Origin of the sequence: Pseudomonas sp. DC3200b2, from assembly GCF_049895785.1 — a bacterium.
Lineage (GTDB): Bacteria > Pseudomonadota > Gammaproteobacteria > Pseudomonadales > Pseudomonadaceae > Aquipseudomonas > Aquipseudomonas massiliensis.
This window is the reverse complement of the sequence record NZ_JAFCTA010000004.1, coordinates 495,048-507,364: the sequence shown is the minus strand read 5'-3', so window position 1 is coordinate 507,364 and position 12,317 is coordinate 495,048. Positions and strand designations below refer to the sequence as shown.

13 protein-coding genes are annotated in these 12,317 nt (G+C 63.0%); 10 read left to right on the top strand and 3 right to left on the bottom strand.

Annotated elements, in window-relative coordinates:
* The first annotated feature begins 10 nt into the window (after positions 1–10).
* From urtE to ureC, 7 genes are all read left to right on the top strand, one after another.
* The gene (gene urtE / locus ACP691_RS15010) at positions 11–709 is read left to right on the top strand and encodes an urea ABC transporter ATP-binding subunit UrtE (protein ID WP_426150332.1); all 699 of its coding nucleotides are present in this window, start codon (positions 11–13) and stop codon (positions 707–709) included.
* Between the two features lie 10 nt (positions 710–719).
* Positions 720–1,559, top strand: a complete 840-nt coding sequence (locus ACP691_RS15005; RefSeq protein ID WP_426150334.1) for an urease accessory protein UreD — start codon at positions 720–722, stop codon at positions 1,557–1,559.
* Between the two features lie 14 nt (positions 1,560–1,573).
* A complete protein-coding gene (gene ureA / locus ACP691_RS15000) occupies positions 1,574–1,876 on the top strand; it encodes an urease subunit gamma (protein WP_426150336.1) in 303 nt (100 codons plus the stop codon).
* A gap of 9 nt (positions 1,877–1,885) precedes the next feature.
* Positions 1,886–2,407, top strand: a complete 522-nt coding sequence (locus tag ACP691_RS14995; RefSeq protein WP_426150338.1) for a GNAT family N-acetyltransferase — start codon at positions 1,886–1,888, stop codon at positions 2,405–2,407.
* A gap of 3 nt (positions 2,408–2,410) precedes the next feature.
* A complete protein-coding gene (locus tag ACP691_RS14990) occupies positions 2,411–2,947 on the top strand; it encodes a GNAT family N-acetyltransferase (protein ID WP_426150340.1) in 537 nt (178 codons plus the stop codon).
* The gene (locus tag ACP691_RS14985) at positions 2,944–3,249 is read left to right on the top strand and encodes an urease subunit beta (RefSeq protein WP_426150342.1); all 306 of its coding nucleotides are present in this window, start codon (positions 2,944–2,946) and stop codon (positions 3,247–3,249) included. The genes ACP691_RS14990 and ACP691_RS14985 overlap by 4 nt, the downstream gene beginning before the upstream one ends.
* Positions 3,250–3,343: 94 nt before the next feature.
* Entirely contained in the window at positions 3,344–5,044 is a 1,701-nt protein-coding gene (gene ureC, locus ACP691_RS14980; RefSeq protein WP_426150344.1) for an urease subunit alpha, read from the top strand.
* 184 nt (positions 5,045–5,228) lie between these two features.
* On the opposite strand, the gene ACP691_RS14975 is transcribed toward ureC, so the two are convergent.
* Positions 5,229–6,170, bottom strand: coding sequence for a DnaJ C-terminal domain-containing protein (locus tag ACP691_RS14975; RefSeq protein WP_426150346.1), 942 nt, complete (start codon positions 6,168–6,170; stop codon positions 5,229–5,231).
* A 223-nt stretch (positions 6,171–6,393) separates the two neighbouring features.
* Between ACP691_RS14975 and ACP691_RS14970 the strand changes: the two genes are divergently transcribed.
* Positions 6,394–7,659 (top strand): Hsp70 family protein, encoded by a 1,266-nt coding sequence (locus ACP691_RS14970; RefSeq protein WP_426150348.1) that lies wholly within the window; start codon positions 6,394–6,396, stop codon positions 7,657–7,659.
* 13 nt (positions 7,660–7,672) lie between these two features.
* Here the strand turns inward: ACP691_RS14970 and ACP691_RS14965 are convergent, their stop codons facing one another.
* Positions 7,673–8,683, bottom strand: coding sequence for an AI-2E family transporter (locus ACP691_RS14965; protein WP_426150350.1), 1,011 nt, complete (start codon positions 8,681–8,683; stop codon positions 7,673–7,675).
* A 175-nt stretch (positions 8,684–8,858) separates the two neighbouring features.
* Here ACP691_RS14965 and osmE point away from each other — a divergent pair, with 175 nt between their 5' ends.
* Both osmE and ACP691_RS14955 read left to right on the top strand, forming a co-directional pair.
* Positions 8,859–9,200, top strand: coding sequence for an osmotically-inducible lipoprotein OsmE (osmE, locus tag ACP691_RS14960; RefSeq protein ID WP_426150352.1), 342 nt, complete (start codon positions 8,859–8,861; stop codon positions 9,198–9,200).
* Between the two features lie 121 nt (positions 9,201–9,321).
* Entirely contained in the window at positions 9,322–9,855 is a 534-nt protein-coding gene (locus ACP691_RS14955) for a ferritin-like domain-containing protein (RefSeq protein WP_040259997.1), read from the top strand.
* A 180-nt stretch (positions 9,856–10,035) separates the two neighbouring features.
* Here ACP691_RS14955 and ACP691_RS14950 read toward each other — a convergent pair whose 3' ends face one another.
* Positions 10,036–12,105 (bottom strand): AsmA family protein, encoded by a 2,070-nt coding sequence (locus tag ACP691_RS14950; RefSeq protein WP_426150354.1) that lies wholly within the window; start codon positions 12,103–12,105, stop codon positions 10,036–10,038.
* Positions 12,106–12,317: the final 212 nt, after the last annotated feature.

Here is a 12,317-nt window from a genome sequence, read left to right as displayed (position 1 = left end):
AGGACAACCCATGCTGCAAGTTTCCGAGCTTCACCAGTATTACGGCGGCAGTCATATCCTGCGCGGGCTGTCATTCCAGGCGCGCATCGGCGAGGTCACCTGCCTGCTGGGCCGCAATGGCGTGGGCAAGACCACCCTGCTGCGCTGCCTGATGGGCTTGCTACCGGCCAAGGAAGGCAGCGTGCATTGGGAAGGCCAGGCCATTACCCCCTTCAAGCCGCACCAGCGAGTGCAAGCCGGCATCGCCTACGTACCCCAGGGCCGGGAGATCTTCCCGCGCCTGACCGTGGAGGAAAACCTGCTGATGGGGCTGTCCCGCTTCCCGGCAGGCCAGGCGCGGGCGGTCCCGGCATTCATTTACGAACTCTTCCCGGTATTGCTGGACATGAAGCACCGCCGTGGCGGCGACCTGTCTGGCGGCCAGCAACAGCAGTTGGCCATCGGCCGCGCCCTGGCCAGCCAACCGCGCCTGCTTATTCTCGATGAGCCTACTGAAGGCATTCAGCCCTCGGTCATCAAGGAAATCGGCGCGGTCATCCGGCGGCTGGCCGCGCGAGGCGACATGGCCATTCTGCTGGTGGAGCAGTTCTATGATTTCGCCGCCGAGCTGGCGGATCAGTACCTTGTCATGTCCCGAGGCGAGATCGTGGCCCAGGGCAGCGGGTCGGAGATGGAAGCCAATGGCGTCCGCGGTTTGGTGACGATCTAAGCCCACGCCCATGAACCTGCCTGCCAACCCCAGCCTGTTCGTTCCCCAGTGGAACGCCGAACTCGACCTGGCCTACGCCCGGGTCGGCGATACCACACGGCCTACGCGGCGCCGTCACCATGGCCCCCTGCGGGTGCAGAAACACCTCTACCCCGAGGGGCCCGAGGTGTGCCAGCACATCATCGTTCACCCCCCGGCCGGCATCGCTGGGGGCGACCGTCTGACCCTGGCGGCCCAGGCCGGTCCGGGCGCCTGGGCACAGCTCACCAGCCCGGGGGCTGCCAAGTGGTACCGTGCCGAGGTGCCAGCGCGGCAAAGTCTCGAGCTGAGCGTGGCGCCAGGCGCTACCCTGGAGTGGCTGCCGCAGGAAACCCTGGTGTTCAGCGGCGCCCAGGCGCACCTGGACGCCCGCATCGACCTGCATGGAGATGCCCGCCTGTGCTACTGGGACGTGGTCGCGCTGGGACGGCCCGCCAGTGGCGAAGCCTTCACTTCAGGGTATTTCCAGGCAACGCTGGATATCCGCCGCGACGGCGAGCTGATCTGGCATGAGCGCCAGCGCCTGTCGGGGGGCGATCGGCTGCTCCACTCCCCCATAGGCTTGCGCGGACAGCCCGTGTTCGCCACCCTGATCATCACCGGCCAGGCCGACCCGGCCTGCCTGGAAGCCTGTCGCGCGCTACCTTGCCGAGGCCAGGGTGATCTTACCCAACTGCCCGGCCTGGTCATCGCCCGCTGCCTGACCGGCGAGGCCCTGGATGCACGCGACTGGCTGATCCGCCTCTGGCGCCTGCTGCGCCCACAACTTCTAGGCCGGGACGCGGTTCCTCCGCGGATCTGGACCACCTGACCGAGGTAACGCTCATGGACCTGACGCCCCGAGAGAAAGACAAACTGCTTATCTTCACCGCTGGCCTGGTAGCCGAACGGCGCCTGGCCCGCGGCCTGAAGCTGAATTACCCCGAGGCCATCGCCTACATCAGCGCCGCCTTGCTCGAGGGCGCGCGCGATGGCCGGACCGTGGCCGACCTGATGCACTTCGGTACCACGCTACTGACCCGAGACCAGGTGATGGAGGGCATTGCCGAGATGATTCCGGAAATCCAGGTCGAAGCCACCTTCCCCGACGGGACCAAGCTGGTCACCGTGCATCAGCCCATTGCCTGAGAGCCGACAATGACCATTGAAATTCGCGACGCCTCGCCAGCGGACCTGCCTGGCATCCTGGAGATCTACAACGACGCGGTAGCCAATACCACGGCGATCTGGAACGAACAATCCGTGGACCTGGCCAACCGTCAGGCCTGGTACGACCTACGCCAACAGCAGCGTTATCCGATCCTCGTCGCGGTCAGCGAAGACCAGGTATTGGGCTACGCGTCCTTCGGTGACTGGCGGCCATTCGAAGGCTTCCGCCACACGGTGGAAAACTCGGTGTATGTACGCGATGGCCAGCGTGGCCTCGGGCTCGGGGCGAAACTGCTCGCTCCCTTGCTCGAGCGCGCCCGCGCCTGCGACAAGCATGTGGTGGTAGCGGCCATCGAAAGCGGCAACCAGTCCTCGATACGTTTGCACCAGCGTCAGGGCTTCGAGATTACCGGCCAGATGCCCCAGGTGGGTGTGAAATTCGGCCGCTGGCTGGACCTGACCTTCATGCAATGCACTCTCAATCCCGGTGCCCGCCCGCCTCAGGAGTAGCCCATGAACCCTGCCCAGTTGCGCCGCGTCACGCTCGAGAGTTTTGCCCATTACCGGCCCGGCCTGGTGGAGCTGCTGCTCGACGCGGTGGCCGACGGTGCCTCTATCGGTTTCCTGAACGACCTGGACAGCGCGGCGGCCACGGATTACTTCAATTCGCTGTCTGTCGAGATCAACCAGGGTGACCGCTTGCTCTGGGTGGTGGTGAAGAACGAAGCAGTGGTCGCCAGCGTCCAGCTGGCGCTGTGCCAGAAGCCCAACGGGCGCAATCGTGCCGAAGTCCAGAAACTGCTGGTGCGCACCGATTGCCGGCGCCATGGCCTGGGCAGTCAATTGATGACAGCGCTGGAAAGCGAGGCTCGCCACCTCAAGCGGGGACTGCTGTTCCTCGATACCGAAACCGGCTCGCCGGCCGAGGACTTCTATCAAGGGCTCGGCTACCAGCGCGCTGGCCAGATCCCCGACTACGCCTGTTCTCCGGAGGGCACTTACCGCCCCACTTCGCTCTATTTCAAGCTCCTGCAAGGACCACGCTCATGATTCCTGGCCAATACCGCATCGAGGCGGGCGAGATTGAACTCAATGCGGGCCGTCGTACCCTCAGCTTGCGAGTCGCCAACCAAGGCGACCGTCCCATCCAGGTAGGCTCGCATTTCCACTTCTTCGAAACCAACGACGCGCTGGCCTTCGACCGTGATGCCAGCCGCGGCATGCGCCTGAACATTCCCGCCGGCACCGCCGTACGTTTCGAACCCGGGCAAAGCCGGGAAGTCGAGCTGGTGGAGCTGGCCGGCCTGCGCCGGGTATACGGCTTTGCCGCACGGGTGATGGGCAACCTTTGAGCGGCAAGCTGCAAGCGACGAACTTATTAAAACTTGAAGCTTGAGGCTTGAAGCTTCCGGCTTGCGGCCCGAAGGTCGCCTCCAAGGAGCGATGATGAAGATAAGCAAACAAGCCTATGCCGACATGTTCGGCCCCACCGTGGGCGACCGGGTGCGCCTGGCCGATACCGAGCTGTGGATCGAGGTCGAAAAGGACTTCACCGTCTATGGCGAGGAAGTGAAGTTCGGCGGGGGCAAGGTCATTCGCGATGGCATGGGCCAGGGGCAGCTCCTGGCAGCCGAGGTGGCTGACACGGTGATCACCAATGCCCTGGTGCTGGACCATTGGGGCATCGTCAAGGCGGACGTGGCGCTGAAGAACGGCCGCATTGCCGCTATCGGAAAGGCCGGCAACCCGGATATCCAGCCGGGGGTTACCATCGCCTTGGGCGCCAGTACCGAAGTGATCGCCGGGGAAGGCATGATTCTCACCGCGGGCGGGATCGATACCCACATTCACTTCATCTGCCCGCAACAGATCGAGGAAGCCCTGATGAGCGGGGTGACCACCATGATCGGTGGCGGCACCGGTCCGGCGACCGGTACCAATGCCACCACCTGCACGCCGGGCGCTTGGCATATGGCGCGGATGCTCCAGGCCGCGGACGCCTTTCCCATGAACCTGGGCTTCACCGGCAAGGGCAACGCCAGCTTGCCTGGCCCTTTGATCGAGCAGGTAGAAGCCGGGGCGATCGGCCTGAAGTTGCATGAAGACTGGGGCACCACGCCAGCGGCCATCGACAACTGCCTTGCCGTGGCCGACCAGTACGACGTGCAGGTGGCGATCCATACCGATACCTTGAATGAATCCGGCTTCGTGGAAACTACCCTGGGCGCGTTCAAAGGCCGCACCATCCATACCTACCACACCGAAGGCGCCGGAGGCGGCCATGCGCCCGACATCATCAAGGCGTGTGGGCTACCCAATGTCTTGCCCAGTTCCACCAACCCGACCCGGCCTTTCACGCGCAACACCATCGATGAACACCTTGACATGCTGATGGTGTGCCATCACCTGGACCCGAGCATCGCCGAGGACGTGGCCTTCGCCGAAAGCCGCATTCGCCGGGAAACCATCGCCGCCGAAGACATTCTCCATGACCTGGGCGCTTTTTCGATGATCAGCTCCGACAGCCAGGCCATGGGGCGGGTTGGGGAGGTGATCACCCGCACCTGGCAAACCGCTGACAAGATGCGCAGGCAACGCGGCCCGCTGCCGGAGGACAGCGACCGCAACGACAATTTCCGTGCGCGCCGCTACATTGCCAAATACACCATCAACCCGGCCATCACCCACGGCATCAGCCACGAAGTGGGCTCCATCGAAGTGGGCAAGCTGGCGGATCTGGTGCTATGGCGTCCGGCATTCTTCGGAGTCAAGCCCAGCCTGATTCTCAAGGGAGGCGCCATTGCCGCGAGCCTGATGGGCGATGCCAATGCCTCCATTCCCACGCCACAGCCGGTGCATTACCGGCCCATGTTCGCCAGCTACGGCGGCGCCCGCCACGCCACCAGCCTGACCTTCATCAGCCAGGCCGCCCTCGCCGCTGGCATACCCGAACGGCTGGGCCTGAAGAAAGCCATAGGGGTGGTCAAAGGTTGCCGCGGCGTCGCCAAGGCGGACCTGATACACAATAGCTACCAGCCTGTGATCGACGTCGACCCCCAGACCTACCAGGTCAAGGCCGACGGGGTACTGCTATGGTGCGAGCCGGCCGATGAACTGCCCATGGCGCAACGGTATTTCCTGTTCTAGTGGCCCCGTAGCAGCCCGCCTTGGCGGCGACCGGGCATCACGCGGTGCTAGACCCTGTCGCGCGCAAGCGCGGCTGCTACGGCGATATCGGCCCACCCGTAGCGCCCGCCTTGGCGGCGACCAGGTATGACGCGGTGTAACCGGGTGTGATGAAGTGTCAGTCCTGATCGCGGCCAAGGCCGGCTTACAGGCCAGCGCGCGGGTCGAAGGCCGCCCGGTGGGCCAGTTTGTCCCAGAGCTCCCGGGTGGCATCGTTGCTCGGCGGCATCACCACCTTGAGCATTACCAACAGGTCTCCCCGGCCGCCGCCCTTGATCGGCAAGCCATTGTCCTTCACTCGCAGGCGTTGGCCGTTCTGGCTGTCCGGGCGAACGGTGAGGTTGATTCGCCCGCCAAGGGTCGGTACCTGTACCTTCGCTCCCAGTGCCAGCTCCCAAGGAGCCACCGGCACTTCCACCACCAGGTCATGGCCTTCGACCGTGAAGCGAGGGTGCGGCGCGAAGCGAATGGTCATGTACAGGTCCCCAGGTTCGCCGCCGGCATGGCCGGGGCCGCCCTGACCCTTGAGGCGCACCCGCTCGCCATCGGTTACCCCGGCCGGAATCCGAACATTCAGGGTTTTGGTTGCGTTGCCCGTGGGGTGCCCGGCAGCGTTGTACTGAGGTACACGGAAACTGACTTGCTTGGAGTCACCCGAAAGGAGCTCCTCAAGGAACAGCGCCAGTTCCAGTTCCACGTCCTTGCCGCGCCGGCTCGTATTGCGCGCTGACCCCCGCGCGCTGCCGAATGGGTTGCCGGCCCGGCTCTGGTTGCCGAAGATGGCACTGAAGAAGTCGGAAAAATCTCCGCTTTCCTGGCCAAAGCCACCCCCGCCATAACCCGGCGGCGCTTGGAAGGGACGGCCATGCACACCGTACTTGCGCAGTTCATCGTACTCGGCACGCTTCTCGGCGCTGCTCAGCACATCGTAGGCCTCGGACGCTTCCTTGAACTGGGCCTCCGCGTTCGGCTCCTTGCTCACATCAGGGTGGTACTTGCGGGCAAGCTTGCGGTAAGCGGCCTTGATGGTCTTCTCGTCCGCCCCTGGCTCTACCCCAAGTACCTTGTAGTAGTCTTTGAAATCCATCTGTAGGTACCACCTGAAAAGAGAAAAACGCGAGGCCGCCCCTGTATGAAGACACTGTCGGTCATGACGCAGCCAGGAGCAAATGTTCGCGTGGTAATGCCTTCTAGATTGGGGCCACAGGCATGCTTTCAAGTGAGGCGGTGGAAAAATCCGCCACCCTGCTCTTCGGTTCGGTCGCGCCCTGGCATACACTGCGCGGCCGTTTTTTCTCCAGGGCCGATACATGACCACCGCTCCCTTCGCTCGCGCCTGCGGCATCGACTTCGGTACGTCCAATTCCACCGTGGGCTGGTACCGTCCCGGCGAGCAAACCCTGCTGCCGCTGGAGGATGGCAAGATCACCCTGCCCTCGGTGGTGTTCTTCAATGCCGAAGAGCGCCGGCCCGTCTATGGCCGCCTTGCCTTGAAAGAATATCTGGACGGCTACGAAGGACGCCTGATGCGATCCTTGAAAAGCCTGCTCGGTTCCCGCCTGATCAAACATGACACCAGCGTGCTTGGCAGCGCCCTGCCATTCAAGGACCTGCTGGGCCTGTTCATCGCTCAGCTCAAACAGCGGGCCGAGGACGCGGGCGGCCGTGCTTTCGACCAGGTGGTGCTAGGCCGGCCCGTCTTCTTCGTGGACGACGATGCCATCGCGGACCAGGAAGCCGAAGACACGCTCGCGGCGGTGGCGCGCAAGCTTGGGTTCAAGGACGTCTCCTTCCAGTACGAGCCCATTGCCGCCGCGTTCGACTACGAGGCAGGCATCGAGCGGGAAGAGCTGGTTCTGATCGTCGACATCGGCGGCGGTACATCGGACTTTTCCCTGGTACGCCTGGCACCGGAGCGTCGTGCCCTCACCGAGCGAGAGCAGGACATCCTGGCCACCGGCGGCGTGCACGTAGGCGGTACCGACTTCGACAAGCACCTGAGCCTGCAAGGCGTCATGCCCCTGTTTGGCTACGGCAGCCGGATGAAAAGCCAGGCGTTGATGCCTACCAGCTATCACCTGAGCCTGGCGACCTGGCACACGATCAACTCGGTGTACTCGCAAAAATCCCAGCTGGCCTTGGCCAATATGCGCTACGACATAGAAGACACCCTCGGCATCGACAGGCTGTTCCGCCTGATCGAGCAGCGGGCCGGCCACTGGCTGGCCATGGAAGTCGAGGAAACCAAGATCCAGCTGACCGATGCGCCAAGCCGTCTATTGGACCTGGGCCGTATCGAGCCCGGCCTGAGCGTGGACCTGACCCGCGCGTTATTCGAAAGCGCCATCGAAGGCTTGCTGCAGCGGGTACACGCCAGTGTCAACGAAACCTTGGCGCGCGCCGGCATTCGTGAAAATCAGGTCGATACGGTGTTCTTCACCGGCGGCTCCAGCGGCATTCCCGCCCTTCGGGACAGCGTGGCGGCCATGCTGCCCAATGCTCGCCACGTTGAGGGCAATCGCTTCGGCAGCATTGGCAGCGGGTTGGCGATCGAGGCCTGGCGCCGCTACGGATAACGGCAGGCACAACCTACACCAGCGCTGCCTCACGCAGTTCGCTTTTCAGGTACGCATAGTAGATCGGCCCGGCGACCACGCCGGGCAGGCCGAACGCTGCCTCGAACACCAGCATGGCTAGCAGCAGTTCCCAGGATTTGGCCCTGATCTGCCCGCCCACGATACGGGCATTGAGGAAGTACTCCACCTTGTGGATAAGAATCAGGTAACCCAGGGCCCCCACGGCGACCCACACTGACAGTGACAGACCAACGATGGTGATCAGCGTGTTGGACATAAGATTGCCGATCACCGGCAACAGGCCCAGCAGGAAGGTCAACACGATCAAGGTCTTGGTCAGTGGCAGCTTTATCCCCAGCAGGGGCAGCACCACGGCCAGGAAAACCCCGGTAAAGGCAGTGTTGAGCAGGGAGATCTTGATCTGGGCGAACACGATATTGCGGAACGCTTGCACCAATAGGGTCAGACGCTGATAGAGCGCCGCGGCCAAGGGCTGGCGGGCAGTCTCGTCCGACGCGCGTTGCAGCGCAATGATGGCGCCCAGCACCATGCCGATCAGCAGGGTCACGAAGGTGTGCACCGCATCCTTGCCCATCAGTTGCAGGTCGCTGACATGCTTGCCTAGCCAGGCGCCGATGGCCACCCGGAACTCGGCCGCGCTGGCGGGCAGGTAGGCGTCGATCGCCGGAGGCAGTTGTCCCCGGGCACGGTCTACCACCGTCATGAACTTGTCCAGGCTCGCGCCGGGGTTTTCAACTTCATGCAAGACCAGGCTGAACGCGCCGAAGAAAATCAGCGCCAACGCGCTGACCACCAGGGTGCCCAGCAGGGCCACCGCCACCCAGCGCGCCCGCGGCCCGGCGATCAGTCGTTGCAGCTGCGGGGTGAGCATGTTCACCAGTTCGAACACCAGCAGGCCCGCGAGCAGGCTCGGCAACAGGCGCAGCGGCAGAACCATCAGCAAGCCGCCGATAACCAGCACCCAGCTGGCAATCAATACATGACGAGAAGAAAACGTGGGCATACGGCCTCGAACAAACCACCCGGGAGGAAGGGCAGTCTGCCAGTGAACCGCGTCGGCCACCAGCCCGAACCGAGGCGGTTGTACAAGGGCCGCCATTTGCATCGGAAAGTCGAACTCTTGCACACAAGCGAAGCTCCAAAACCGTAGCCAGTTCGGCTTTCCCTGGAGCGATACCATGTTCAAGCAAACCCTGACCGCTGCATGCGTGCTCGCTGTGCTTGCCGGTTGCCAGACTACCCCGGAAAACCCGGTGGACTTCGTCACCTACCGCAACGAGCCTTTGGTCAAGCAAGTCGAGAAAGGCATGACCATGCAGCAAGTGCGCACCATCGCCGGCCCGCCTTCCACTGTCATCGAAGGAACCGCTGGCTCGGCCAACGGCACCTGCAACAATTACATCCTCAACCATGATGGTCACCAGCAGGCCTACTACGTCAGCTTCGACAGCGCTGGCCTGGTGGATACCAAAGGTTTCATGACTTGCGAGCAGCGCAAGCAGAACGAACAGGCCAAATGACGCCCCAAGGCGGTACCGGGCCAGGCCTCAGCCCAACCCGCCGCCTGCTTCCTACCGAGCTCGCCCGGCGCCTGGCGTCAGCATAGAGCGAGCCGGATCACCGTGATCCCTGGAGAGACCCATGCTCAATCTTCAATTGACCGACAAGACCGTGCTTCGAGAACGCGCCCGCCAAAACGTGGATAACGGCGCGGTGACCGAAGGCTATACCGCTGACCGCGAAGAAATCATTCGCTTGCTCAACGAGTCCCTGGCTACCGAGCTGGTCTGCACGCTGCGCTACAAGCGCCACTACTTCATGGCTACCGGCCTCAAGGCCAGCGTGGCAGCGGACGAGTTTCTTGAACACGCCCAGCAGGAAGCGGAGCACGCCGACCGCTTGGCCGAACGTATCGTGCAACTGGGTGGCGAACCCGAATTCAATCCGGACCGCTTGTCCGCCTTGTCCCATGCCGAGTACAAGGCCGGCGCCAACCTGAAGGAAATGGTCTACGAGGATCTGGTGGCCGAGCGGATCGCAATCGATGCCTACCGGGAGATCGTGCAGTACATCGGCGAGAAAGATCCCACCACCCGGCGCATCTTCGAAGACATTCTGGCGCAGGAAGAAGAGCACGCCGACGACATGGCGGACATCCTCGGCGACTTGACCTGACCTGATCCGGAGACAGCCTTCGCTGGAAGGCTGGTCTGCCGGAGCCGGCTTTGGAAAGCCTGCCATTCGGCAGCTTCGCTACCTCCCACAGCCTCTGCGGGACCCAGCGCCAGCTGGGGAATGGCCTTGAATAGGCCCCTCATTCGGCAGCTTCGCTGCCTCCTACATGCACCTGCACTGCTACCTTACGGTCGCCGGCACCTTGCCTTGCTTCATCTGCTCCAGCAACGGCCGGCACTGGTTGGGTTCTTCTCCGCTCGGGGCGACCAAGGCGAGCAGGCCGGCAGCCGGTGCGACCACAGCGCCCAATGCGACCATGCCGGCACCACGCAACAACAGGGGCACGGCCTGCACCCCCGCGCTGGGGCTGCCGAAGGTGCCACGTACATAAAGCGGCGAACGTAGCGAGAACAGGCGGAAGCCTTTGGACTCCGGTGTAATCTTGAAGTCCATGCGCTCGGTCTTGAAGTTGGCATCACCGTCGATGTAGATGACCGCGTTTTCCGTGTCGAACACGAACAGGTTGGTACTGGCCAACCCGTCTTTTACGCCGATGTCTGCCGCCGCGCAGTTGATCCTTACTTCCTTGTCGCCGAAGATCTTACCCATCACATAGTTGCCTACGTTCAACCCGGCGATTTCCATCAGGTCGCGGCTGACCGCCCCGTCATTGACCAGCATCTTGAGGTTGCCATTGGCGGTGCCCAGCAAGGCGGCGACGGAATTGCCCGTGCCGACCAGTTGCGCATCGCCATTGAGTTCTCCGAAGCTGGTGCGCATGGGCTCGAACGTGGGGAACAGCTGCTTGAGCTTGAAACCACGCGCGCTGAGCCGCGCCTGGCCTTGCAGAGGCTCGACCTGGCCATTGAGGCGAATGTTGGAATCAAGCTGACCGCCAGCGACGCCGAAACGCAGCGGGTCCAGATGCAGGCGACCATTGTCGAGCACCACATGGGTATAGAGATCCGACACGGGCAAGCTTTCGGTCTTCACGATTCGCTTGCCGGTGAACTCGACGTCGGCATCCATTGCGCGCCAGCGGTCCGTCTTGAACGCTTCCACGGGCAATACCTTGCCGGCCGGCTGCTGGCTGTCCGCGCCTCGGGCCTTTTGTTCGGCATTGGAGTCCGCACCGATCAGGGGCGCCAGGTCACTGAACAGCAACTGGTTGGAAACAAGCTTGCCGCTCAGCTTTGGCCGGGGCTGGCTGGCAACGAAGGCCAGGTCTCCATGGATGTCGCTGTCACCGATGCGGCCATTGAAGTTGTCATAGTGAAAGCTTGCCCCCGAGGGCTCATGCAACCGGGCAACCAGATGGCCGTCTGTACTGTAGGGCGGCGAGTCGGGCAAGGTGACGCCCGTCAGTGGATAAAGGTTGCCCAGGCTGGTACCGGAAAGCTTCAGGTGCAGGTCCAGGGCGCCCAGGTTGCGTGGATCGGTCAAGGTACCGACCACGGATGCCTGAGTATCGCCAGCGCTGGCGTCGACCTGGACCGGGAAGGGTTGCCGAGCGTCCTGCAGCGCCAACAAGCCGCCTATCTTGCCCGTCCCGCGAACCGGCAGGCCCTTGTATCGCCCTTCAGCCTTGAAGCCGAACGCGTAATCCTGGGCGCTGTTACCGGCCTCGTCCAGTGCCTTGGCCGCCTCGCTTTGCCCAGCCAGGGCCTTGAAGGGAATGGGCTGGCCAAGCGGGTCGATCAGTACCTGTACCTGGGTATCCAGGGTTGCGTCGTTGAAACCGACCCGTCCTTTGTCGAACCCGATCGCGCCGATATCCAGCACCCAGCTCGACGGCTCGGCGGTGTCATCCTTGGGCCCCAGGTCGAAATCCCAGTTGGCGCGACCGTCTTTCAGGCGCTCCAGGTCGGCACTGGGCTCGGTCAGGTTGATACGAGGGATTACGATATGTTGCGCCAGCAGCGGCAGCGGTGAAAGGCGGAACTCTACGCGCTTGAGGCCAGCCATCCGCGGCTCTTTGGACCACGCCGGATTACCCAGGGTGATGTCGTCAGCAATGAAATGTGGCCAGGGCACCCAGGCATGCCAGCCGCCTTCGTCCGGCTGACGAGCCCAAGCCACCGCCAGGTTGCCATTGATCGCGAACGGGCGATGCAATGCCTCGGACACCTTTTCATTAAGGGTGGGCTTGACCCGATTCCAGTCAAAGGTGGCGATGACCACGACCAAGACAACAATCAAGGCCAGCAGTACGCCGAGAATCCAGGCGGTAATGCGAAGCGGGCGAGACATGCGGGCTCTCCATACAGCGACTATCCCTGGGCGTGAATGCGCGATCGATAGTCAAAAGGTGTGACTACAACGAGACGGCGGAGGTTTCCCTTTCCCGTTCGGCTTGCGGCTGATACCCAGCTTCCACTACTGGCAGTCAAATCTAACCCACTGATCGGCTTAGAGTTTTCCATCATCACTCTGATCGATTTTCATCATGCAGAGGATCGACT